Genomic DNA, 22,194 nt, shown 5'->3' with positions numbered 1-22,194 from the left:
CAAGACGATGAGCCACGACCACTCACACGGTCACGACCACGATCATGCCCACGATCACGACGGCCGCGACGGCAGCGCCGCCCCCACCGGGCCGGTGGACTGGCGCGAGCATGGCGTCAAGGTGATCCGCGGCGACCAGCTCGACACCAACACGGCGCAGACGCCCGGCATGAATCGCGCGGCGGCCATCAACGCGGCGCGCGTGGGCGCGCAGAAGATCTGGGCCGGCACCGTGACGATCCACCCCAATGCGAAGACCGGCGCGCATCACCACGGCGCGCTGGAAAGCGTGATCTATGTCGTGCGCGGACACGCGCGCATGCGCTGGGGCGAGCACCTCGAATTCACGGCCGAAGCCGGTCCCGGCGACTTCATCTTCGTGCCGCCCTGGGTGCCGCATCAGGAGATCAACGCGAGCACCGACGATCCGCTCGAATGCGTGCTCGTGCGCAGCGACAACGAGGCCGTGGTGGTGAATCTGAATATCGACGCTGTCGAACAGCCGGAGTCGGTGTACTGGGTCGATCCGATCCATCGCCATCCCGACGAGGGCTGAGGCGCCTGGCCGCCTGGTCACCGGGCCGCTGAACCGCCGAGCCACGCCGCGCACGCGATCCGCCATCGCACCGCAAATGGCGCCAGGGCGTCGATGGCGCGCCTTGCGTTGGCCAGACACGCACCATGCACGCACCACGGCGGGCCCGCGCCCCCGGCCCGCAAGCCCCTTCGGCCCGCGCCGCCTTCCGCCCATGCTGCCGAATCGCTTAAACTGGACCTGCATTCGTCGTCTGCCGCACCGCTTGCCGTCGTCGCGCCCCGCTTCAGGCCCATCTGAAGGCGAGGTGCGCCCCCCCACGGAACCGCACGGAACCCCGCATCGATGAAACGACCGCTGTCCGCCGCTCTGGCCTCCGCTTTCGACCTGCTGCGCCGCGACGCCGGCGAATACGGCAACCACGCCATCGACGAATACCTCGCCGGCCGCCTCACCCGCCGCGAACTGCTGCGCTATGCCGGCGCCACGGGACTATTGGGCCTGCAGGGCATGGCGCTCGGCGGCGGCCTGTATGCCGCGCTGGCCCCGAGCACCGCACGCGCTGCCCAGCAGCCGACCGACCAGACCATCCGCGTGGCGCACCTGATGCCCGCGGGCGCCGTCGATCCGCTCACCGTCACCGATGCGGGCGGCCTGTGCCTGCTGAACCAGACCGGCGAGTTCCTGCTCGACGACGACGCCAACGGCCGCCTGCAGCCCGCGCTGGCCCTCTCCTGGCAGCCCAACGACAAGGCCGACGTGTGGACCTTCAAGCTGCGCCCGGGCGTGAAATTCCACGACGGCCAGGCGTTCGGCGCCAAAGACGTCGTCGCGACGTTCGATCGCCTGGCCGACCCGGCGAGCGGCTCGGCCGCGCTTTCGGTGCTCAAGGGCGTGCTCTCGAAGGGCGGCACGAAAGCCATCGACGAGCACACCGTCGCCTTCCATCTCGACGCGCCGAACGGCAACTTCCCGTACTACGTGTCCTCGGACAACTACAACGCCGTGCTGCTCCCCGCCAATTACGCGGGCAATTACGAAAAGGGCTTCATCGGCACGGGGCCGTTCAAGCTGGAAAACTACCAGCCGCGCCAGGGCGCGAGTTTCGTGCGCAATCCCGGCTACTGGGGCGAGAAGGCCCTGCCCGCGCGCGTACAGTTCGCGTTCTATGCCGACGAACAGGCGCAGATTCTCGCGCTCCAGGGCCGCCAGGCCGACGTGATGGGCACGTTCACCGTGCAGGGCGGCATCGGCATCCTGAACAATCCCGACTTCAAGGTGACCGGCGTGCGTTCGAGCGCGCACCGCCAGATCCATATGCGCAACGACGTGCCCACGTTCAAGGACAAGCGCGTGCGCCAGGCCCTTGCCCTCGCGCTCGATCGCGACGTGATGGTGCGCGGGCTCTTCAAGGGCCGCGCCGTGGTGGGCAACGACAGCCCGTTCGCGCCGGTGTTTCCCTCGACGGCGACGAACGTGCCGCAACGCAGGCTCGACGTGGCAAAGGCACGCCAGTTGCTCGCGCAGGCCGGCGTGGCGAACGGCTTCGACGTCACGCTCACCACCGAGAAGTACATGGAGATTCCCGATCTGGCGGTGGTCGTGCAGAACGCGGCCAAGGCGATCGGCGTGCGCATTGCGCTGAAGGTCGAAAGCCAGGGCCAGTATTACGGCGCGGGCACCTACGGCAAATCGGACTGGCTCGACTCGCCGCTCGGCATCACCGACTATGGCCACCGCGGCGTGCCGAACGTGTTCCTCAACGCGCCGCTCACGAGCGCCGGCACGTGGAATGCTGCGCATTTTCGCAACCCGCAGTACGACAAGCTGGTCGCCCAGTTCGTCGCGACGCTCGATGTCGCCGCGCAAAAGCAAGTGGCGGCGCAGATCGAAACGCTGCTGCTCGACGAAACGCCGGTGATCATCCCGTACTTCTACGACCAGTTGATCGCGCAGCGCACGGCGCTGCAAGGCATGCGCTTCACCGCGCTCGCGCAGCTCTACTTCGACCGCGCCACGCTCGCGGCGTAAGCCGCGCCTCGCGAAACGCCCCAGGTCGGGACTGACGCCACGCGCCGCACGAAGGAGCCCGATGGCTACGCCGCTCACGACTCAACCCGCCCCGCCCTCGCCCGCCGCGGGCGCCGTGCGTGCCGCTCGCACCTCAGGCCCGCTGCGCTTTCTCGCGCGCCGCGCCGCGTGGGCGCTCTTCACGCTGTGGCTGCTCTCCGTGCTCGTGTTCTGGGGCGGCCAGGTGCTGCCCGGCGACATCGGACGCGCCATACTCGGCCCGCTCGCGGACGCACGCGCGGTCGCCGCCCTCAACCATCAGCTCGGTGCGGACCGGCCGGCCCTGCAGCAATACGTCGCGTGGATCACGCACGCGCTCACGGGCGACTTCGGCGTTTCATGGAGCTATCGCCAGCCGGTGGCCCCGTTCGTCGGCGAGGCGCTGCTGCAATCGGCGAAGCTCGGCCTCTTCGCGTTCGTCGTGGTCGTGCCGCTCGGCATCGGCGGCGGCGTGTGGGCGGCGCTCCATGCGGGCCGCTGGCTCGACCGCGCGATCAGCACGGGCGGCCTGTGCGCGAGCGCCGTGCCGGAATTCGTCTCGGCCATCGCGCTGATCCTCGTGTTCGGCGTGGAGCTGCGGTGGCTGCCCATCGAAGCCGTCGCACCGCCCGGCGCCGGCGTGCTCGATACGCTGCGGCATCTGCTGCTGCCGGTGTTGCCGCTCGTCTTCGTGTTCTTCGGCTATCTCGCCCGGATGGCGCGCGCGGGCATGCTCGGCGCGCTCGACGCGGACTACACGCGCACCGCGATTCTCAAGGGCCTGCCGCGCCGCGTGGTGATCGTGCGGCACGTGCTGCGCAATGCGCTGCTGCCCACCGTCACGGTGGCCGCGACACAGCTCGGCTATCTGATCGGCGGGCTCGTGGTGGTGGAGACGCTGTTCCGCTATCCCGGCATTGGCTCGCTGATCTACAACGCGGCCAAAGCGAAGGATTTTCCGCTGCTCGAAGCCGGCGTGCTGGCGATCGGCGCCATCTACACGCTCGCGAATCTCGGCGCGGATCTGCTGCACGCGCTGCTCGATCCGCGACTGCGCACCCCGGGAGGCGCATGAACGACGTCACGGCCGCGCCTGACACGCCCCCGTCCCCCGACGCTCGCGAAGCGGGACGCTTCGGTCTCCTGCACGAATTGCTGCGCTCCCCCGCCTTCATCGTCGGCGCGCTGATCGTGCTGTGGTGGATCGCCTGCGCCCTCGCCGGCACGTGGTTCGCACCGTTCGATCCGTATGCCTCGGACCCGCTCAACTCGCTCATGCCGCCCGACCACACGCACTGGTGCGGCACCGACCAGTTGGGCCGCGACGTGTGTTCGCGCGTGATCGCGGGCGCGCGCGACATCCTCACCATCGCGCCGCTCGCCACGCTGGCCGGCACCTTGGCCGGCGCCGCGCTCGGCCTCGTGACCGGCTACTTCGAAGGCTTCGCGGGCCACCTCGCCGCGCGCACGCTCGACGCCGTGCTCGCGCTGCCGCTCGTGATCGTCGCGCTGCTGGTGCTGGCGGCCGTGGGCGCATCGAATCTCGCGGTCGTGCTCGTGATCGCCATCACCTTCGCGCCGCTGATCGCACGCACCGTGCGCGCCGCCGTGCTCGCGGAGCGGCATCTCGACTACGTGGCCGCGGCGCAGTTGCGCGGCGAGCGCGCGCCTTACGTGATGTTCGCGGAAATCCTGCCGAACGTGTGGCCGCCCATCGTCGTGGAGGCCACCGTGCGGCTCGGCTACGCGATCTTCGCGGTCGCGACGCTCTCGTTCCTCGGCTTCGGCATCCAGCCGCCATCGGCTGACTGGGGGCTCGCGCTCGCCGAATCGTATGCACTCCTTGCGGGCGGCGCATGGTGGACCGTGGCCTTCGATGCCCTCGCCATTGCTTCGCTCGTGATCGCCGTGAACCTGATCGCCGACAGCTTGCGCGAGGCGCTCGAATCATGAGCCCGCAACACGCCCCCCCGCTTGCCACCTTCGACGCAAGACGCGGTGCGGCGGACGATGCCCTCGCACTCGTCGGCCTCACCGTGGCGTATCGCGTGAAGGGCCGCGAGCGCGACGTGCTCACCGACGTGTCGCTGCGCATCCGGCGCGGCGAGGCGTACGGCCTTGTCGGCGAATCGGGCTGCGGCAAATCGACGGTGGCGCTCGCCGCGTTGCGCTATCTGCCGCGCAATGGGCGCGTGAAGGCCGGACGCATCGCGATTGCGGGCGAGGACGTGCTCGGCCTCGATGCCGACGGACTGCGCACGCTGCGTGCGAATGCCGTCTCGATGGTCTACCAGGACCCCGCGAGCGCGCTCAATCCTTCGCTTACCATCGCACGCCAGTTGAGCGAAGCCTTCGAGGCCGCCGGCCACAACGCCGCCGAGGCGCTCGCGCGCACGCCCGAGATGCTCCGGCGCGTGCGCATTGCGGATCCGGCGCGCGTGATGTCAAGCTATCCTCATCAACTGTCGGGCGGCATGCAGCAGCGCGTGGTGATCGCCATGGCGCTGGCTTCCAACCCGGCGCTCCTGATCCTCGACGAACCGACGACCGGTCTCGACGCCACCGTCGAAGCCGAAGTGCTCGCGCTGGTCGCGCAACTGCGCGAGGAACTGGGCACCGCCGTGCTGCTCATCAGCCACGATCTGGCCGTGATCGGCAGGATGTGCGAGCGCGTCGGCGTGCTGTATGCGGGACGCCTCGTCGAGGAAGGCGCCACCGCGGACGTCTTCGCGCGCGCACGCCACCCCTACACGGTGGGGCTGCTGCGCTGCCTGCCCACGCGCGGACGCAACAAGGACGAAGGGCCGCTCGACACGATTCCCGGCGAACTGCCCGCGCCCGGCACGCTCGGGCGCGGCTGCGTGTATGCGCCGCGCTGCCGCCTCGCCGACGCGCGCTGCGTCGAACAGTCGCCGCCGCCGCATCGCATGAATGCGCCGCACGGCGAGCAAATGTCGCGCTGCCACTATCACGAACGCGCCATCGACCTGCCGGCCGCCGAAACGGCCAGAACGCACGCCAGCCCCGCCCCCGCCGACCCCGAGGTGGTGCTTCGCGCGATCGACGTATCGCGCACGTTCGGGCACGGCGCCCAGGCCGTGCGCGCCCTCGACGGCGTTTCGATCGAACTGCGCGCCGGGGAAACGCTCGGCCTCGTCGGCGAGTCGGGCAGCGGCAAGACCACGCTTGCAAAGCTGCTGCTGGGCCTCTACGCGCCCGATTCGGGCGGACGCATCGAACTCGACGGCGAAGCGCTCCCCGCTCGCGTGGGGCGGCGCAGCGCCAAACAGCGCGAAGCCCTGCGGCTCGTCTTCCAGCATCCCGACGCGTCGCTCAACCGTGCGTTGCCGGTCAAACGCCTGATCGGCCGCGCGCTCGCACGTACGACCCGCGCGGCGGCCCGCGACGAAGCGAGGCTGACAACGCTGCTCGACGCCGTGCGCGTGCCCGCGCGCTATCTCGCGGCACGCGCGCGCCAGCTTTCGGGCGGACTCAAGCAACGCGTGGCGATCGCCCAGGCGTTTGCGGGCGAGCCGCGCGTGGTGATCTGCGACGAACCGACTTCCGCGCTCGACGTCTCCGTGCAGGCCGCGATCCTGAACCTGCTCGCGGGGCTGCAGCGCGAGCGCCGCGTGAGCTACCTCTTCATCTCGCACGACCTCGACGTGGTGCGCTATCTCGCCGATCGCGTGATGGTGCTCTACGCGGGCCAGGTGGTCGAGGCGGGCCCCACGCAAGCGCTGTTCGAGCGGCCGAGCCATCCGTATACAGAAACGCTGCTCGCCGCGCAGGCGCTGCCCGAACGCGCTGAAAACAGTGCGCGCGCAGGCGTTTCGGGCTGTGTTTTCGGCAGACAATGTCCTCGCCATATCGGTGCGATCTGCGACACCGAAGCCCCTCCGTTCGCCCAGGCCGGCGACGGGCATCGCATCCGCTGCCACATCCCCGTTGCCGAACTGCGCGTGCTGCAGGAAACCGCGAACGCCGCGCGCGAGTGACGGCACAGCGTGCGCCTGTGTGCGCCCGTGCAACGAAAAACGCGCTCGGGCCGCCCAGGCGTTTCATTGTCGAAACGTTTTCAGCCGTTTTTTCTGCCAGTACCCGCTACAAACATTGTCAAGTGTCGCCCTGACAGTGCCTGGCGGGCGATGGCATGGAACTCGCTCTATCGTGCTCAGGCATCCGGCCGCTGCGCCGGCGTGATATCGCGGGTCGTCACGCCCAGCCAGCGGGAGTCCGGTCGCACGATGCGCTTGTTTTCTGCCGACCCGCCCCCGCGGGCTCCGACAACCAGCAAGTAGTCCTGCCTATTCCGGCCTCTCTCCGATTCATCGGCCGGATGTCCTGCATACCGCCCGGGCCGGCACGCGTGCGCAGGCCGGCCGCATACGGCGGAGACCTGTGGGGGGTTGGCGTGGGTACGCTACCGCACGCTGCCAGACATAAGGCGCGCGCGAGGCAACGGGGATGTCACGCCGCTGCCTCCCGGGAGAGGATTATGAAAAATACGATGATTCATCAGTACTGCTATTGGATTGCCCGGGGACTCGCAGTGAGTGCGATCGGTGCGGGCATTCTGCTGCCCGCGCTCGCAGCCCGTGCCGGCGACAACGACGCCGTCGCGGCGGGGGTCATCGATGCCACGGCGGCCCTGCCCGCCAGCAGCGCGGCGGGTACCCCTCCCACGGCACAGGTCGCCCAGGCCGACTCCACCGGCAGCAGCCCGGCTTCCGGCCAGAGTTCCCGCCAGGCCAGTCTCGCCGACGACGTCGCCACCGTATTCCAGTTCAACAACGACTGCAACGGACGCAATGGCGGCTGCGCCAACCGCCCCGGCGGTGGCGGCATGAGCACGGCCAGCGCCAATAACGGCGGCGGCGGCGTGGGCACGAGCGGCACGGCAGGCACCTCCGGCACAGGCCGCGGGGCAGCAGGCGGCAGCAGCTCGGGCACAGGTGGCGCCGGCTCCGGCGGCTCCGGCAGCAGCGGTGGTGGTAGCTCGGGTGGCGGTGGTAGCGGCGGTAGCGGTGGTAGCGGTGGTAGCGGTGGTAGCGGTGGTAGCGGTGGTAGCGGTGGTAGCGGCGGCAGCGGCGGCAGCGGCGGTAGCGGCGGTAGCGGCGGCAGCGGTGGTAGCGGTGGTAGCGGTGGTAGCGGTGGTAGCGGTGGTAGCGGTGGTAGCGGTGGTAGCGGTGGTAGCGGTGGCAGCGGTGGCAGCGGTGGCAGCGGCGGCAGCGGCGGCAGCGGTGGCAGCGGTGGCAGCGGTGGCAGCGGCGGCAGCGGTGGCGGCGGCTCCAGCGGCGGCTGCGGCTGCGGCGGCGCCGGAGCCAGCGGCCCCGGCGGCCCCTCGGGCGGTGGATTTGGTGGAGGCTTCGGCGGCGGGTTTGGCGGAGGCTTTGGCGGTGGATTCGGCAAAGGTGGTTCCTCTGGCGGCCCGGGCGGCGGGTTCGGCAGCGGCGGCCACGGTGGCGGCAATGGCGGCGGCAAGGGTCACTGACCTCGCACGGCGGTGCGCGCGCGCAGCCTCGGTCACGCCGAATTGGCGCGATAGCCGATCGCGCCAGTCAAGGCAGCGGCGGCGGCATCCCGGTCCCCCGGCCGGTTGCCGCCGCCGTGGGCCGGACGCAGGGTTCCCCCGCTGCCTGCTCGCCACGCGCCATCGTCTTTGAAACGAGCGCGCTGCGCGCCCGTATCCGGCGGCCGCGGATTCTCATGCGATACCGCCCTCCCCCCTCACAACATTTCGAGCGCACGCTTGCCGCGCGGCGGCTTGAAGTACGCGTCGAGCGCCGCAAGCTCGTCGTCGCCCAGCGCGAGATCGAGCGCCGCGCGGTTGTCGCGCACGTGCTCGATGCGCGCCGCCTTCGGGATCGCGCACACAGCCGGCTGGCGCAGCACCCACGCCATCGCCACCTGATACACCGATACGCCGCGCGCCTGCGCGATGTCGTCGAGCGGCGAGCGCTTCGGGAGCCGGGCATGATCGACGGGGCTATAAGCCATCACCGGCATGCCGTGCTCCGCGCTCCAGGGCAGCAGGTCGAATTCCGGGCCGCGGCGCGCCACGTTGTAGAGAATCTGGTTGGTCGCGCACCCATCGCCGCCCGGCACGGCGAAGAGTTCCTCCATGTCGTCGGTATCGAAATTGCTCACGCCCCAGTGGCGGATCTTGCCCGCGCGCACGAGCGCCTCGAAACCTTGTACGGTCTCTTCGAGCGGCACGCCGCCGCGCCAGTGCAGCAGATAGAGGTCGAGCCGGTCCGTGCCGAGGCGCTTCAGGCTCGCCTCGCAAGCCATCTGCACGCCGCGGCGGCTCGCGTTGTGCGGATACACCTTGCTCACGAGAAAGACCTCGTCGCGCAAACCCTGCAAGGCCTCGCCGACCAGCCGCTCCGTGGCGCCCTCGCCGTACATTTCGGCGGTATCGATCAGCGTCATGCCGAGCGCGATGCCTTCGCGCAGCGCCGCGATCTCTTCGGCCCGGCGCGCGCTGCGCTCCCCCATCTCCCAGGTGCCCTGGCCCAGCCTGGGAATGCGCTCGCCGCCGGGCAGCGCGATACGGGGAAGTTCGTGGATCATGATGGCAGGCTCCTTCGGCCGCTGCCCGCGCGCGCAGCGCGCCCGGCAGCGGCAACAATCGTCGCGAAAATGGCAGGAGAATCAGTGTATCGCCTCGCGTCGCGTAACATCATGGGCCCATCCGTAACTCGCCCATTAGCGCCTTTGCGCGCCTATGTCATAAAATTGCCGTTCGCCTCCCCTGCCCGCTTCCCATGAACGCTCCCTCGGAAGACCGCTGGCGCGACCTGCGCCCGGACCCGGACAACGATACGCCGCTCTATCTCCAGCTCGCCCGCAAGCTGAGCGGCGCCATTCACGAGAACCGCTGGAACGCCGGCGAGGCGCTGCCCTCCGAGCGCGTGCTGGCCGACGCGCTGGGCGTCTCGCGCATCACGGCGCGCAAGGCGATCGCGCTGCTCGTCGAGCAAGGGCTCATCCGCCGCACGCAGGGCGCCGGCAGCTTCATCACGCCGCGCTACGAAGATCCGCTCTCGCGCCTCACGAGCTTTAGCGAAATGCTGCGCCAGCGCGGCTTCACGCCCAGCTCGCGCTGGCTCTCGCGCGAAATCCAGCCGGCGAGCCGCGACGAAGTGATCCAGCTGGGCCTCTCGCCCGCCGCGGCCGTGACACGGCTAAAACGCCTGCGGCTGGCGGACGGCATCGTGATGGCGGTGGAGAATTCCACCTTTCCGGCGGCGCTGATTCCCGATCCCGGCGCAATCGGCGATTCGCTCTACAGCTTTCTCGAACAGCGCGGTCTCGCGATCGTGCGCGCGCTCCAGCACTTTCGCGCGGTCAACGCGAGCGAGGAAATCGCCCGTCAAATGCGCATCGCGCCCAACGAGGCGCTCCTGCTCATCACGCGCGTGGGCTACACCGCCGACCAGCGCGCCATCGAACTCACCGACACCTACTGCCGCAACGACTACTACGATTTCGTCGCGGAACTGCGCAAGTAGGCTGCGCCCCGCTTATCTGGCGCCCGTTGCGTTCTAGTTTCGTGCTCGTTGCGTGCTCATTCGGCGCGCACCCCGCGCTCACCACGCGGGCGCGTCGGTGCCGATGGGCACGGGCGGCCGCGCGAAATACGGCGGCGTGAGTTCCAGCGCTTCGGCACTGGCCGCCACGCGCAGGCGCCCGAACGGCGAGTCCATCGATTCGAGACAGTCGGCCACGTCCCCCGCCTGCGGATCGGCGACGTGCTGGCCGTTCTCCACCTGCCCCATCGTCTGCAGCCAGCGGCCCGTCTGCGCGAGCGAAACCCGCACGTGCCAGCTTCCGCCTTCGGTCGCGCGGCGCGCGAGCGCCACCATCGCGCCGAACGCGGCGAGATAGCCCGTCGCATGATCGAGCGCCTGGCAGGGCAGCGGCCGCGGCTTCGCGAACGGCTCGACGCCGCTGCCGCGCGAAGCCTCCACGCTCTCGGTCCAGACGATACCACTTGCCGACTGCACGAGGCTGTCGAAGCCGCGCCGCTCCCGCCACGGCCCTTGATGCCCGTACGCGCTGACCGAAACGCACACGATGCCCGGTGCGAGACGCGCCATCTCCTCGGGCGCAAAGCCGCGCGCGGCGAGCGCACCGGGACGGTACGACTGCAGAAACACATCGGCGCCGCGCGCGAGCCCGCGCAGCGTTTCGCAGGCTTCGCGCTCGCGCAAATCGAGCGTGGCGGAGCGCTTGCCGCGGCCGTTGTCGATCACGAGCGGCGCGATATTGGGCAGATGCGGACCGTTCACGAGCAGCACGTCGGCGCCGTGCGAGGCCAGCGTGCGGCCGGCCACAGGGCCCGCGATGATGCGCGTGAGGTCGAGCACGCGCACGCCTTCGAGCGGGCGTGCCGCGGGACGCGTTACGGCGCCGTTGCCGTTGCCGGCGCGCGTGCCCGGTGCTTCGGGCGGCGCGTCGCCGATGCGCTCGATTTCGAAGAGCGGCAGGTTCGCGATGGCTTTTGCCTGTTCGAGCGCCGACCACTCGCGCGGCGAGCGGATGAGCGCCGCGCACAGCCCCGCCTGGGCGAGCGCGCTGTCGAGTTCGGCCCCGTCCCATCCGAGTATGGCCCGCGCAACGGCTTCGCGTTCGCCCGTACAGCCGAGCACGCGCAAGATGCCTTCCAGGTGGTGCGCGAAGTTCGCGTGCAGCTGGATCCAGCGGCCGTCGCGCGTCCTGAAGTAGCCCGTCACCGGATGACGCAGCTCGATGGGCGGCCCACCTTCCACCTCCAGATAGCGTTCGCTGCGAAAGGCCGCGAGCGCGCGGCGCACGTCGACGCTCACGCGTTGCGCGCGCCCGCTGCGCAGACCATAAATCTGCGCCGCGGCAAGGCCGGCCGCGCCGGTCGTTGCCGCAGCCAGCGCGCCCACGCGAAAGACCGACGGCAGGACCGGATCGTCGCCCTCCATGTGCAGCAGGTCGAGCGCGGCCGGATCGCAGTCGGCCAGCATCCAGAGGTGTTCGAGGGCATCGCGTGGCGTCATGGCGGTCGGTCCTGTTCTCGTGCGGCTATCTTCGGGAAAACGCTATCGAGTCTAGATTCGTCGCCCGCCGGCAATCAATCTTGATTAAGATAATCAATATAGATTGATTTCTCCGCTTTCCTGCAGCGAGCCACCATGCCCAGCTATATGACCGCGACCGAGGCCGCCGAAGCCCTCGGCATCAGCCGCGCCACGCTCTACGCCTACGTGAGCCGCGGGCTGCTCTCTTCGGTCCCCGCGGCCGAGGGGCGGCAGAACCGCTACGCCGCCGCCGAGGTGCGCCGCCTCGCGCGCCGCAAGGCCGACGGCAAGCGCGCGGGCAAGGTGGCGCAGAAGGTGCTGGACTGGGGCGTGCCGGTACTGGAATCGTCGATCACGCTCATCGCCGACGGCAAGCTGCGCTATCGCGGCCACGACGCCGTCGAGCTTGCCCGGCACGCCACGCTGGAAGACGTAGCCGCGCTGTTATGGGAGTGCGCACCGCGGCGCATCGCCGAAGCCCCTGCCGCACCCGTCACGGCGGCGCAATGGGCCGCCTGGCTCAAGCTGTGGAGCGCGCATACGCCGCTCGAACGCGCGCTCGTGCTGCTGCCCTCGGCCGCCGCGCAGATGCCGCGTGTCTGGGCCCAGGGCCGCGATGCCCAGATCGATACGGGCGCGATGCTCATGCGGCTCCTCGCGGCCGCCATGATTTCCGCGGCGCCCTCGAACGAGCCGCTGCACCGCCAGTTGGCCCAGGCCTGGGGGGTGAAGTCGCGCGCGCAGGCCGAACTGCTGCGCGCGGCACTCGTGCTGTGCGCCGATCACGAACTCAATGCTTCGACCTTCACGGTGCGCTGCATCACGTCCACGGGCACGCACCTGTTCGGCGCGGCCGCCGGGGGACTCGCCGCGCTCGCGGGACCGCGCCACGGCGGCGATATCGTGCGCGTGACCGCGCTCTTCGAGGAGGCGGCGCGCGCAGGCGACCTGCATCGCTACCTCGCGCAACGCCTCGCCCCCGATGAACACGGCGTGGCCGCGCGGCTATCGGGCTTCGGGCATCCGCTCTATCCGGAGGGCGACCCGCGCGCGCGGCTGCTGCTCGACCAGCTCGCGCAGCGCGCGAGCGCGCGCTCGTCGATGGGCGAAATCGATGCGCTCGCCCGGGCCGTGGCCGAAACCACCGGGGCACGGCCCACGGTGGATTTCGCGTTGACGGCGATCGAGCACGTGCTCGAGCTACCGCGCGGCGCGGCGTTCACGCTGTTCGCAGTGGGACGGGTGACGGGCTGGATCGCGCACGCGCTGGAGCAGAACGCCGACGGGCGTCTGATCCGGCCTCGCGCGCGCTATGTGGGGGAATGGGGAATCGCCGACTGAAACGCACCGCCAGCTAAAACGCGCCGCTCAGGCCCGAACCTGGGCCGCCGCCCGCGTGCGCCAGCCCGCGCGCGCTGCCCACTCGCGCGCCATGGCGGCCAGCGCGGCCGCGAAGCCACGCGCCTCCACCGTGCGCGCCGCGGCCGTTGCTCCGCCGAGCGCCATCACGAAGCGTGCGCCCGCCCGCCCCGCGCTGAGATGCACGGCCGTGCCGCCCGCAAGCTCGAACGACTCGCCCTTGCGCAGCCAGTAATCGCCGCAATCGCCCTCCATCGTCAGCCAGAGTTCGCCCTCGCTCACATGCAGTTGAAGCGGCTGGGCCAGCCGCCAGGTCTGCACGGGTTCCTGATGCTCCAGTTCGAATATGCGGATTTCACGCATCGCAGTGCTCCTTGAACGCCTTTGCCAGTAAGCGCATTATTGCGGGCAGCGTCACGCAAACCCATGCACAGTTCCGAACAGTTTGTGCGGAACTGTGTAGTCGAAAAACCGGACAGTTGCCTCGTACCGGTGATGACCGTTCCCAGCCGCGAGGCCAGCATGAAACTCGAACTCGACCGCGCGAGCAGCGTTCCCCTCACCGACCAGATCGTCTCCGGCGTGCAGACGTGGATCCGCTCGCGCGCAGCGCATCCGGGCGCGCGCCTGCCCTCGATCCGCCAGTTCGCGGCCGACTACCGCATCAGCCGCTTTCCAGTGATCGAGGCCTACGACCGCCTCGTCTCGCTCGGCTATCTCGACTCGCGCCAGGGTTCGGGCTTCTACGTGAGCGAGCACGCCAGCGCCGGCATGTCCGGCATGGGCAGTTGCGACCTCACGAGCGCCGCCGACGAATCCGGCCATCTGCTCTCCGCGCTCAACCGGCCCGGCGAGGCGCTGCAGCTCGACAGCGGATCGATCCCGCAGGCCTGGCGCGATCTCGACGCGCTCGGCCAGGCGATCCGCCACGTCTCGCGCACCGACCCGACGAGTCTCGTCGATTACGGCTCGCCGCTCGGCGACGCGACACTGCGCGAGCATCTGCGCAACCGGCTCGCGCCGCTCGGCATCGCCGCCGACGCGCAGCAGATCCTCATCACCGAAGGCGCGAGCGAGGGCTTCGACCTGCTGATGCGCTACCTGCTCAGGCCCGGCGACACCGCGTTCGTCGAAGATCCCGGCTACTACAACCTGTACGGCCTCCTGAAGCTGCACGGCGTGAAGCTCGTCGGCATCCCGCGCACCGTGAACGGCCCGGACCTCGAACATCTGCACGCGATGCTCGCCGAGCACCGGCCGCGCGTGTTCTTCGTCAACACGGTGTTCCACAACCCCACCGGCACGACGATCGCGCCGCCCGTCGCCTTCCGGCTGCTGCAGCTCGCGCGCGAGCACCGCTTCACGATCGTCGAAGACGACATCTACGCCGACTTCCAGACCGACCCGTCCGACCGCCTCGCCGCGCTCGACCAGTTCGAGCACGTGATGTACGTGGGGGGGCTCTCGAAAACGCTCTCTTCGTCGCTGCGGGTGGGCTATGTGGCCGCCAACGCCGCCGTCATACGCGACCTCGCCGCCATCAAGGCGCTCACCTCGATCAGCGGCTCGCGCTTCACCCAGGCCGTGGCCGCGACGCTGCTCGAACGCGGCGCGTATCGCAAGTACCTCGAACGGCTGCGGCGGCGCATGACGGAAGCGCTCGGCAGCGCCACGCGCACCCTGGAAGAGCACGGCTGGGAGGTGTTCGCGCGGGCGCCCGGCGGCGAAATGGGCGGCCGGTTCGGCGGCAAGTTCGCGTGGGCGCGCGTGCCGCACGTCGAGGATTCGGCGCGGCTCGCCGCGTGCGCCGAGCGCTTCGGCGTGACGGTGTCGCCGGGCAGCCACTTCCGGCCGCATGGCGAGGCGTGCCCCTGGATCCGCATCAACGTGGCGCTCACGCTTGATCCGCGGGCCCAGGCGTTTTTCGCGGCGGCGGCCAGGCTCGAGGCGTAGCCGGCGGGCAATCCGGGTCGACCTCGGATCGATAGCTGGTCGATCGCAGGTCGATCGCAGGTCGATCGCCGGCTCCTCAAATTCAGGGCACCCGCACGGCGCCCGGTCCGCCGCAACTGCGTCCCGCCGTCGTTTTCCCTACAATGGCGGCTGCCAGCCAACCGCCTGAGCGCCCCGCCGCCGCCCCATGTCCGCCCCCGCCAGTCAGCCGACCGCCGCCACTCCGTCGCCCCGCTCGTTGTCCGTGATGCTGTGGCTCGTCGCCACCGGCTTCTTCATGCAGACGCTCGACTCCACCATCGTCAACACGGCGCTGCCCGCGATGGCAACCAGTCTTGGCGAGCGCCCGCTCAGCATGCAGTCGGTGGTGATCGCCTATTCGCTGACGATGGCCGTGATGATCCCGGTCTCCGGCTGGCTCGCCGACAAGCTCGGCACACGCCGCGTGTTTCTCGGCGCGATCCTTGTCTTCACGATCGGCTCGGTGCTGTGCGCGAGCGCGCCCACGCTCACGCAGCTCGTGCTCTCGCGCATCGTGCAGGGCGTGGGCGGCGCGATGCTGCTGCCGGTCGGCCGGCTGGCCGTGCTGCGCACCTTTCCCGCCGAACGCTATCTGCCCGCGCTCGCGTTCGTCGCGATTCCGGGCCTCATCGGCCCGCTGATCGGCCCGACGCTGGGCGGCTGGCTCGTGCAGATCGCCTCGTGGCACTGGATCTTCCTCATCAACGTGCCGGTGGGCGTGGTGGGCTGCATCGCCACCTTCATCTTCATGCCCGACAGCCGCAACCCCGACACCGCGCCCTTCGACCTGCCCGGCTACCTGCTGCTCGTCACCGGCATGGTGACGATCTCGTTCGCGCTCGACGGCCGCACCGAACTCGGCATCCAGCAGGCCACCGTGCTCGTGCTGCTGATCCTCTCGCTCGCGGCGTTCGTCGCCTACGGGCTGCACGCCGTGCGCACGCCGCACCCGATCTTCTCGCTCGATCTCTTCAAGATCCACACGTTCAGCGTGGGGCTGCTCGGCAACCTGTTCGCGCGCATCGGCAGCGGCGCCATGCCGTATCTGATTCCGCTGCTCCTGCAGGTGGCGCTCGGCTATACGCCGTTCGAAGCCGGCCTCATGATGCTGCCCACGGCCGCCGCGGGCATGTTCTCCAAGCGTCTCGCCACGCACCTCATCATGCGCTACGGCTACCGCCGCGTGCTCGTGACGAACACCGTGCTGGTGGGCGCGGCAATGGCGAGCTTCGCGCTCTCGACGCCCGCCGAGCCGCTGTGGCTGCGCATCGTGCAACTCGCGATTTTCGGCGGCGTGAATTCCATGCAGTTCACGGCCATGAACACGCTCACGCTCAAGGATCTCGGCACCGGCGGCGCGAGCAGCGGCAACAGCCTCTTCTCGCTCGTGCAGATGCTCTCGATGAGCCTCGGCGTGACCGTGGCGGGGGCGCTCCTCACCACCTTCACCGGCATCATCGGCCGCCATCTCACGGCCTCGAACGTGATTCCGGCCTTCCATGCGACCTTTATCTGCGTGGGCATCATCACGGCCGCCTCGTCGTGGATCTTCGCGCAGCTCGCCTCCGATCTGAAACGCACCGCCAAAAAGACCGACCCGTCCGAGCGGACGTAGCGCGCGTGGCGCCTGCAGAAGGCGTAGCGGGCCGGAAGGTCGTAGCGCGCACGCACCGAGGCGGTGCAGACAGCGACCGTGCGGTGCGCGCCTGGCCACCGCACGCACCGCGGCGCCGCGCAATGCGGGCCGCGCACGGCCTGCCTGCACGGGCAGCCCACGTCGGCAAACGCGCATACTTTTTGCTGACCTATCCTGTACTGTAAACTTGACGCTTCTGCGTCGCCCTCCCTACCGTGCGCGCCCCACCGATATGACCAGCATGATCGACCTCGATCCTCCCGGCTTCCAGTCGCGCCCCGTCGCGGGCGTCGAAGGCGCCCGCCGCACCGTGCTGTACGGCGGCTACACCGTTTTCAGCGTGTTTCAGCCGGTGTTCTCGGTGGCTCACCGCCGCGCGATCGGCTATCACGCCACGCTGCGCGCGCACGACGAGCACGGCCAGCAGGTGCCGTCGCAGGACGTTTTCACGCAGGCCGCGCGCCGCGGCGATCTGCTCGAACTCGGCCGCCTCGCCGAGTCGCTGCACCTCGGCAACTTCAACGCGTTCGATTCGCATGACGAATGGCTCTTCCTGAGCCTGCACCCGGCCGCGCTCATGGACACGAGCTACGGCGACGCCCTGCTCGCCGGCATCAAGGCGCTGGGGCTGCAGCCGCAGCGCGTGGTGCTCGAAGTGTCGGAACAGGCGGGCGGCGAGAATTCGCGCTTCGCCGAGATCATCGACGGCCTGCGCAAGAGCGGTTTCGTGATCGCGCTGGACGGCTTCGGCGCGAAGCATTCGAACATCGACCGCGTGTGGCAGTTGCGCCCCGACATCGTCACGCTCGACCGCAGCCTGCTCACCCAGGCGAGCCGCCATGCGCATATCGAGCGCGTGCTGCCGGGCCTCGTTTCGATGCTGCACGAGTCCGGCCAGCTCGTGCTGGTGGGCGGGCTTTCGACCGAGCGCGACGCGCTGATCGCGCTGGAAAGCAACGCCGATTTCGTGCAGGGCGGCTACTTCGCGCGGCCGGAGGTGGAGCCGGTGCCCCCCGCCACGGCGGCGCGGCTGATGGACGATCTCTCGGCGCGGCTGCGCGAGCGCGTGTCCGAACGCGAGCGGACCCAGACGGCACGGCTCGCGCCCTACGCGCGCGCGATGGAAACCGCGGCCGCGCAACTCGCGGCCGGCGCGGCGATGAGCGATGCCACGCTGCCGCTGCTCGGCCTCGACGAAACGGCGCGCTGCTTTCTGCTGGACGCCTCGGGCCGGCAGATCGGCGACAACGTGGTGCCCGACGGCCGCACGTCGCAGCGCGCCAAGCGCTTCCGCCCGCTGCTGCATTCGGAAGGCGCGAGCTGGGAGCGGCGCCCCTATTTCATCGGCGCGATGCGTGCGCCGGGCCACGTGCAGCTCACGCCGCCTTATCTGTCGATCAACGAAGCGCACCTGTGCGTGACCGCCTCGATTGCGGCGCAAACGCCGCAAGGGCTGCATGTGCTGTGCGTGGACATCAACTGGGAAGTGACGGCGCAGCGGGATTAGGGGCTGTTTGCCTGGGCGAACAGCCCCTGGTGCGCCGCCAGCGAACCTGCCTCTAGCGCCACGTTCGCGAGCAACCGGCGCACGGCCGCACCGCCGAAGGCCCGGTTGGCCGCCTTGAGCGCGGGCGAATCCGTGTGCATTTCGACGCGGATCACGGGCGCGCCGTCGCCATCGGCCACGATGCGCAGCTGGAGCCACATCGCCAGTTCGCCGTCTTCGGCCACCAGCACGACACCCGGCTCGCCGTCGAGCGTCAGGGCTTCCGCGCGCAGCGCTCCTTGCGCCAAGGCTGCCATCGGCACGTCGAGTGCCGCCGTCGCCGGCTCGTCCGCCTGCCGCGCCCCCGTTGCCGCGAGCCCGAGCAGATCCATCAGCCCGGCCCGGTCCTGCGCCTCCAGCACCTCGCGCAACCGCTCGACGGCCTGCGCATGCCGCGCCGGCTCCACCGGTGCTTCCCGCGTGCGCGCCGCTCTCTGCGCCGCCTGCTCGCGCGCGAGCCGCGCCTTCGCCCGGTGGACGATCTGCCGGCAATGAGCCGGCGTGCAGCCCACCAGCGCGGCAATCTCCGTGTAATCGCACTCGAAGGCTTCGCGCAGCACGAACGCGGCCTGCTCGACCGGGCCGAGCCGCGCAAGCATCACGAGCCACGCGTCGGCGAGGCGTGCCGCCCGCAGGCCGGCCTCCTCGGCCGAGGAGGCCACGTCGTCGAGCCAGGGCTGCGTCAGGCGCGCGAGGGCGTCGCCTTCGCGCTCGCGGCGCTGCCGCCGCAGCCGGTCGATCGCGAGGCGCACCGTCACCGTGGCGAGCCACGCCTGCGGCACCTTCACGCTGGGGGTATCGGCTTCGCGCCAGCGCAGCCACGCGTCCTGCACCACATCCTCGGCCTCGGCGCGGCTGCCCAGCACCCGTGCCGCCAGCGCGAGCAGCCTCGCGCGCAACGCGTCGAAAACGGCGGCGCGACTGGCGCCGTCCTCGCGGGATTCGTCTGCACTCTGCGTCATTCGCCTTGCTCCTTCGCTTCGATTCGCGATTCGTCTTTCGCGCCAATGCGGCGGCGCCTGTTACCGGCGTCTCGCCTGTCCGGCCGCCCGCACGCGTGAGACGTGCGGCGCCGCGCCGATGTGACACCTGGCCGAAAAAATATTCCCGTCACGAAGCGCCGCGCGCCAGCGTCTTGACCGGGACGCCGCGCAAAGCGCGCGCCATATCCTGCCACTGCGCCTGCCACCGCGCCCGACACCGCGCCCGACACCGCACCTGACACCAAGAGGACCGCCATGCACCCTTACGACACGCATCATGCTTCAACGCGCCCGAGCGCGCTCAATCTCGTGCCTACCGTCATCGAGACCTCGGGGCGCGGCGAGCGTGCCTACGACATCTATTCGCGTCTCCTGCGCGAGCGGATCGTGTTCCTCGTCGGGCCGGTCAACGAGCAGACGGCGAGCCTCGTCGTCGCGCAACTGCTCTTTCTCGAAGCGGAGAATCCGGAAAAGGACATCAGCCTCTATATCAATTCGCCGGGCGGCTCGGTGTACGACGGCCTCGCCATCTACGACACGATACAGTTCATCAAGCCCGAGGTATCGACGCTGTGCACGGGCTTCGCGGCCAGCATGGGCACGTTTCTGCTTACGGCGGGGGCGCGCGGCAAGCGCTATGCGCTGCCGAATGCGCGCATCATGATCCATCAGCCTTCGGGCGGCGGCCAGGGCACGGCCGCCGACATCGAGATCCAGGCGCGCGAGGTGCTGTACCAGCGCGAGCGCCTGAACGCCGTCATGGCAGAACGCACGGGCAAGAGCATCGAGCAGATCGCGAAGGACACCGACCGCGATCACTACATGTCGGCCGATGCGGCCGCGCAGTATGGGCTGATCGACCGGGTGATCGGTTCGCGCGACGAGCAGTTGCCGCGCTAACGCGAAAGCGCCTGCCGCTCCACCGGCATCGCCTCAGCCGAGCCGCGCGGCGAGCCACGCCGAAAGCACGCCCTTGTACTCGGCCACGAGCAGGCGGCGCTCCTTCGGCCTGGCCGCCGCGTAGAGCGGATTGAGGCTCTTCACGATCTGCAGCATCACCTCGGCGATGCGGTAGGCCTCGTCGGGTGCGAGCGCGGCGTCGTAGCGCTGGAAGAGCGCCGAGAAACGCTCGCGCAGGCGGTTGCGCGCCGCGGCGTCGCGCCGGAATCCCAGCGACACCGAAAGCAGCGGCAGATACGCGGGACAGTCGGCCATCAGCTCGACCATCATGTCGAAGAGCCGCTCGACCAGTTCGGCGAGCGGCAGTTGTTCGCCGCTGCTCTCGCCGGACTCGACCAGCGTGCTCCAGCGCGCGTCGATTTCGTCGCCGTAGCGTTTGCGCAGCGCGAACGCGAGCGCGTCCTTGTTCGGGAAATACTGATACGCCGCGCCGATCGACACCCCCGCCTGCTGCGCAATCTGGGTCATGGTCGCGCTTTCGAAGCCGCGTTCGGCGAACGCCTCGCCCGCTGCGTCGAGCAGCGCTTCGACCGTGCGCGCGGCGCGCTCCTGGCGCGGCACGCGCCGCGAAGCGGTGGGATCGTCCATTGCGGCAGCCGCCATATCTGAAATCTCCCTCACATTTGGCGTATCATTATCTGAGCCCATCCTCACATACAGGTGACCCATGACGCAAGCCCTTTCCATCGATGCGCACCGCACGGCGCTCGTGATGATCGACCTCCAGCACGGCATTGTCGGCCGCTCGCTCGGGCCGTACGGCGGCCCGGAGGTGGTCGCGCGCGCGAAGCACCTCGCCGATGCGATGCGCGCCAAAGGCGCCGCCATCGTCTGGGTGCGCGTGCTGCTCAACGAGCTGAATTTCCCGTCGGCGGACGCACCCGCGCGCGCGCCGGACGCGCCGCCCGCGCCGGCCATCGCTTCGGAACTCGTGCCCGAAGCCGGCGTGCAGCCGGGCGACATCGTCGTTGCGAAGCGCCAGTGGGGCGCCTTCTACGGCACGGATCTCGAACTGCAACTGCGCCGCCGCGGTGTGGATACGATCGTGCTGGGCGGAGTCGCCACGAACTTCGGCGTCGAATCGACGGCGCGCGCCGCCTACGACCGCAGTTTTCGCCTCGTGTTCGTCGAAGACGCCACGTCGGGCCTCGCGGCCGACATGCATCAGTTCACGTTCGAAAAGCTCTTCAGGCACATGGGCCACGTGCGCACGGCGCAGCAGGTGATCGAAGCGCTGGCATGACACGGCGGCGGTAAAAACGAAAAAAGCCCTCGATGGCGAAATCGAGGGCTTTTTTCGCGTGCCGCCCGCAAGCGGCACGCGCGGCGCGATCCGTGCGGAAGACGCCTTGCGCGAAATCCTCAGGCGAAGTTCTTCGCAGCGAAGTCCCAGTTCACGATGTTCCAGTACGCTTCGACGAACTTCGGACGCGCGTTGCGGTAGTCGATGTAGTAAGCGTGTTCCCACACGTCGATCGTGACGAGCGGCTTGGCGTCGGTCGTGATCGGCGTGGCGGCGTTGCTGGTCGAAACGATGTCGAGCGAGCCGTCCGCCTTCTTCACGAGCCAGGTCCAGCCCGAACCGAAGTTGCCGACTGCGGCCTTCGAGAACGCTTCCTTGAACGCGTCGAACGAACCCCACTTCGCGTTGATCGCGTCGGCCAGCGCGCCCGTGGGCGCACCGCCGCCCTGCGGCGAGAGGCTGTTCCAGAAGAAGGTGTGATTCCAGACCTGGGCTGCGTTGTTGAACACGCCACCCGACGACTTCTTAATGATCTCTTCGAGCGAGAGCTTCTCGAACTCGGTGCCCGGGATCAGATTGTTGAGGTTCGTGACGTAGGCTTGATGATGCTTGCCGTAGTGGTAATCGAGCGTCTCTTCCGACATGTTCGGAACGAGGGCGTTCTTCGCGAACGGCAGCGGCGGGAGCGTAAATGACATGATGCGGTTCCTTCGTCGTGTTATGGGGAGTTCTGCGTGACAACCGGCATGAGCACCCGATTGTAGGCGAGTTGGAATAACCCCGCAAACGCGCGGACTTTATGCCGGATATGCTTCGCACAAGGGTTTGCGCATGCCTTTCAGGCTTCGCGGCG

19 protein-coding genes are annotated in these 22,194 nt (G+C 69.4%); 13 read left to right on the top strand and 6 right to left on the bottom strand.

The window, feature by feature from the left end:
* Positions 1–7: 7 nt before the first annotated feature.
* From BFE01S_RS13335 to BFE01S_RS42990, 6 genes are all read left to right on the top strand, one after another.
* A complete protein-coding gene (locus tag BFE01S_RS13335) occupies positions 8–556 on the top strand; it encodes a cupin domain-containing protein (RefSeq protein WP_028225941.1) in 549 nt (182 codons plus the stop codon).
* A gap of 324 nt (positions 557–880) precedes the next feature.
* Complete coding sequence (locus BFE01S_RS13330; protein ID WP_028225940.1) at positions 881–2,566, top strand: ABC transporter substrate-binding protein; 1,686 nt, start codon at positions 881–883, stop codon at positions 2,564–2,566.
* A gap of 61 nt (positions 2,567–2,627) precedes the next feature.
* Positions 2,628–3,659: an ABC transporter permease gene (locus tag BFE01S_RS13325; RefSeq protein ID WP_028225939.1), complete on the top strand. Its 1,032-nt coding sequence runs from the start codon at positions 2,628–2,630 to the stop codon at positions 3,657–3,659.
* On the top strand, positions 3,656–4,537 hold the full coding sequence (locus tag BFE01S_RS13320) for an ABC transporter permease (RefSeq protein ID WP_028225938.1): 882 nt from the start codon (positions 3,656–3,658) through the stop codon (positions 4,535–4,537). Before BFE01S_RS13325 ends, BFE01S_RS13320 begins: the two co-directional genes overlap by 4 nt.
* On the top strand, positions 4,534–6,582 hold the full coding sequence (locus BFE01S_RS13315) for a dipeptide ABC transporter ATP-binding protein (protein WP_042337613.1): 2,049 nt from the start codon (positions 4,534–4,536) through the stop codon (positions 6,580–6,582). Before BFE01S_RS13320 ends, BFE01S_RS13315 begins: the two co-directional genes overlap by 4 nt.
* Positions 6,583–7,082: 500 nt before the next feature.
* Positions 7,083–8,078, top strand: coding sequence for a hypothetical protein (locus BFE01S_RS42990; protein ID WP_028225936.1), 996 nt, complete (start codon positions 7,083–7,085; stop codon positions 8,076–8,078).
* 236 nt (positions 8,079–8,314) lie between these two features.
* Here BFE01S_RS42990 and BFE01S_RS13305 read toward each other — a convergent pair whose 3' ends face one another.
* On the bottom strand, positions 8,315–9,160 hold the full coding sequence (locus BFE01S_RS13305) for an aldo/keto reductase (RefSeq protein WP_028225935.1): 846 nt from the start codon (positions 9,158–9,160) through the stop codon (positions 8,315–8,317).
* Positions 9,161–9,354: 194 nt separating this feature from the next.
* Between BFE01S_RS13305 and BFE01S_RS13300 the strand changes: the two genes are divergently transcribed.
* Positions 9,355–10,101, top strand: a complete 747-nt coding sequence (locus BFE01S_RS13300; protein ID WP_028225934.1) for a GntR family transcriptional regulator — start codon at positions 9,355–9,357, stop codon at positions 10,099–10,101.
* Positions 10,102–10,179: 78 nt separating this feature from the next.
* Here the strand turns inward: BFE01S_RS13300 and BFE01S_RS13295 are convergent, their stop codons facing one another.
* On the bottom strand, positions 10,180–11,619 hold the full coding sequence (locus BFE01S_RS13295; RefSeq protein ID WP_028225933.1) for a CoA transferase: 1,440 nt from the start codon (positions 11,617–11,619) through the stop codon (positions 10,180–10,182).
* A gap of 135 nt (positions 11,620–11,754) precedes the next feature.
* Between BFE01S_RS13295 and BFE01S_RS13290 the strand changes: the two genes are divergently transcribed.
* Entirely contained in the window at positions 11,755–12,981 is a 1,227-nt protein-coding gene (locus BFE01S_RS13290; RefSeq protein WP_028225932.1) for a citrate synthase family protein, read from the top strand.
* Positions 12,982–13,008: 27 nt separating this feature from the next.
* On the opposite strand, the gene BFE01S_RS38505 is transcribed toward BFE01S_RS13290, so the two are convergent.
* Positions 13,009–13,362, bottom strand: a complete 354-nt coding sequence (locus BFE01S_RS38505; RefSeq protein WP_063834416.1) for a DUF2917 domain-containing protein — start codon at positions 13,360–13,362, stop codon at positions 13,009–13,011.
* Between the two features lie 159 nt (positions 13,363–13,521).
* Between BFE01S_RS38505 and BFE01S_RS13280 the strand changes: the two genes are divergently transcribed.
* The 3 genes from BFE01S_RS13280 (at position 13,522) to BFE01S_RS13270 (ending at position 18,116) form a co-directional block, all read left to right on the top strand.
* Positions 13,522–14,952, top strand: a complete 1,431-nt coding sequence (locus BFE01S_RS13280) for an aminotransferase-like domain-containing protein (RefSeq protein ID WP_028225931.1) — start codon at positions 13,522–13,524, stop codon at positions 14,950–14,952.
* Between the two features lie 187 nt (positions 14,953–15,139).
* On the top strand, positions 15,140–16,588 hold the full coding sequence (mdtD, locus tag BFE01S_RS13275) for a multidrug transporter subunit MdtD (RefSeq protein ID WP_028225930.1): 1,449 nt from the start codon (positions 15,140–15,142) through the stop codon (positions 16,586–16,588).
* Between the two features lie 253 nt (positions 16,589–16,841).
* Positions 16,842–18,116, top strand: coding sequence for an EAL domain-containing protein (locus BFE01S_RS13270; protein ID WP_028225929.1), 1,275 nt, complete (start codon positions 16,842–16,844; stop codon positions 18,114–18,116).
* Here BFE01S_RS13270 and BFE01S_RS38500 read toward each other — a convergent pair.
* On the bottom strand, positions 18,113–19,117 hold the full coding sequence (locus tag BFE01S_RS38500; protein WP_042337612.1) for a sigma-70 family RNA polymerase sigma factor: 1,005 nt from the start codon (positions 19,115–19,117) through the stop codon (positions 18,113–18,115). The two genes, BFE01S_RS13270 and BFE01S_RS38500, sit on opposite strands and share 4 nt — an antisense overlap.
* A 276-nt stretch (positions 19,118–19,393) precedes the next feature.
* Between BFE01S_RS38500 and clpP the strand changes: the two genes are divergently transcribed.
* Complete coding sequence (gene clpP / locus BFE01S_RS13260) at positions 19,394–20,038, top strand: ATP-dependent Clp endopeptidase proteolytic subunit ClpP (protein ID WP_028225928.1); 645 nt, start codon at positions 19,394–19,396, stop codon at positions 20,036–20,038.
* Positions 20,039–20,071: 33 nt separating this feature from the next.
* Here the strand turns inward: clpP and BFE01S_RS13255 are convergent, their stop codons facing one another.
* Positions 20,072–20,701 carry a TetR/AcrR family transcriptional regulator gene (locus tag BFE01S_RS13255; protein WP_042337611.1) on the bottom strand — a complete coding sequence of 210 codons (630 nt, stop codon included), beginning with the start codon at positions 20,699–20,701 and terminating at the stop codon, positions 20,072–20,074.
* Positions 20,702–20,765: 64 nt separating this feature from the next.
* Between BFE01S_RS13255 and BFE01S_RS13250 the strand changes: the two genes are divergently transcribed.
* Entirely contained in the window at positions 20,766–21,341 is a 576-nt protein-coding gene (locus BFE01S_RS13250; protein WP_028225926.1) for an isochorismatase family protein, read from the top strand.
* 119 nt (positions 21,342–21,460) lie between these two features.
* On the opposite strand, the gene sodB is transcribed toward BFE01S_RS13250, so the two are convergent.
* A complete protein-coding gene (sodB, locus tag BFE01S_RS13245; RefSeq protein ID WP_028225925.1) occupies positions 21,461–22,039 on the bottom strand; it encodes a superoxide dismutase [Fe] in 579 nt (192 codons plus the stop codon).
* Between the last annotated feature and the right edge of the window lie 155 nt (positions 22,040–22,194).

This window comes from Paraburkholderia ferrariae NBRC 106233 (assembly GCF_000685035.1).
Taxonomy (GTDB): domain Bacteria; phylum Pseudomonadota; class Gammaproteobacteria; order Burkholderiales; family Burkholderiaceae; genus Paraburkholderia; species Paraburkholderia ferrariae.
The sequence above is the reverse complement of the archived record's forward strand: the minus strand, read 5'-3'. Positions and strand labels throughout refer to the sequence as shown.

Excerpts from the sequence above, each read along its gene's own strand:
- BFE01S_RS13335 (WP_028225941.1), top strand. The coding sequence starts at position 8 with ATGAGCCACGACCACTCACACGGTCACGACCACGATCATGCCCACGAT.
- BFE01S_RS13330 (WP_028225940.1), top strand. The coding sequence starts at position 881 with ATGAAACGACCGCTGTCCGCCGCTCTGGCCTCCGCTTTCGACCTGCTG.
- BFE01S_RS13325 (WP_028225939.1), top strand. The coding sequence starts at position 2,628 with ATGGCTACGCCGCTCACGACTCAACCCGCCCCGCCCTCGCCCGCCGCG.
- BFE01S_RS13320 (WP_028225938.1), top strand. The coding sequence starts at position 3,656 with ATGAACGACGTCACGGCCGCGCCTGACACGCCCCCGTCCCCCGACGCT.
- BFE01S_RS13315 (WP_042337613.1), top strand. The coding sequence starts at position 4,534 with ATGAGCCCGCAACACGCCCCCCCGCTTGCCACCTTCGACGCAAGACGC.
- BFE01S_RS42990 (WP_028225936.1), top strand. The coding sequence starts at position 7,083 with ATGAAAAATACGATGATTCATCAGTACTGCTATTGGATTGCCCGGGGA.
- BFE01S_RS13305 (WP_028225935.1), bottom strand. The coding sequence starts at position 9,160 with ATGATCCACGAACTTCCCCGTATCGCGCTGCCCGGCGGCGAGCGCATT.
- BFE01S_RS13300 (WP_028225934.1), top strand. The coding sequence starts at position 9,355 with ATGAACGCTCCCTCGGAAGACCGCTGGCGCGACCTGCGCCCGGACCCG.
- BFE01S_RS13295 (WP_028225933.1), bottom strand. The coding sequence starts at position 11,619 with ATGACGCCACGCGATGCCCTCGAACACCTCTGGATGCTGGCCGACTGC.
- BFE01S_RS13290 (WP_028225932.1), top strand. The coding sequence starts at position 11,755 with ATGCCCAGCTATATGACCGCGACCGAGGCCGCCGAAGCCCTCGGCATC.
- BFE01S_RS38505 (WP_063834416.1), bottom strand. The coding sequence starts at position 13,362 with ATGCGTGAAATCCGCATATTCGAACTGGAGCATCAGGAACCCGTGCAG.
- BFE01S_RS13280 (WP_028225931.1), top strand. The coding sequence starts at position 13,522 with ATGAAACTCGAACTCGACCGCGCGAGCAGCGTTCCCCTCACCGACCAG.
- mdtD (WP_028225930.1), top strand. The coding sequence starts at position 15,140 with ATGTCCGCCCCCGCCAGTCAGCCGACCGCCGCCACTCCGTCGCCCCGC.
- BFE01S_RS13270 (WP_028225929.1), top strand. The coding sequence starts at position 16,842 with ATGACCAGCATGATCGACCTCGATCCTCCCGGCTTCCAGTCGCGCCCC.
- BFE01S_RS38500 (WP_042337612.1), bottom strand. The coding sequence starts at position 19,117 with ATGACGCAGAGTGCAGACGAATCCCGCGAGGACGGCGCCAGTCGCGCC.
- clpP (WP_028225928.1), top strand. The coding sequence starts at position 19,394 with ATGCACCCTTACGACACGCATCATGCTTCAACGCGCCCGAGCGCGCTC.
- BFE01S_RS13255 (WP_042337611.1), bottom strand. The coding sequence starts at position 20,701 with ATGGCGGCTGCCGCAATGGACGATCCCACCGCTTCGCGGCGCGTGCCG.
- BFE01S_RS13250 (WP_028225926.1), top strand. The coding sequence starts at position 20,766 with ATGACGCAAGCCCTTTCCATCGATGCGCACCGCACGGCGCTCGTGATG.
- sodB (WP_028225925.1), bottom strand. The coding sequence starts at position 22,039 with ATGTCATTTACGCTCCCGCCGCTGCCGTTCGCGAAGAACGCCCTCGTT.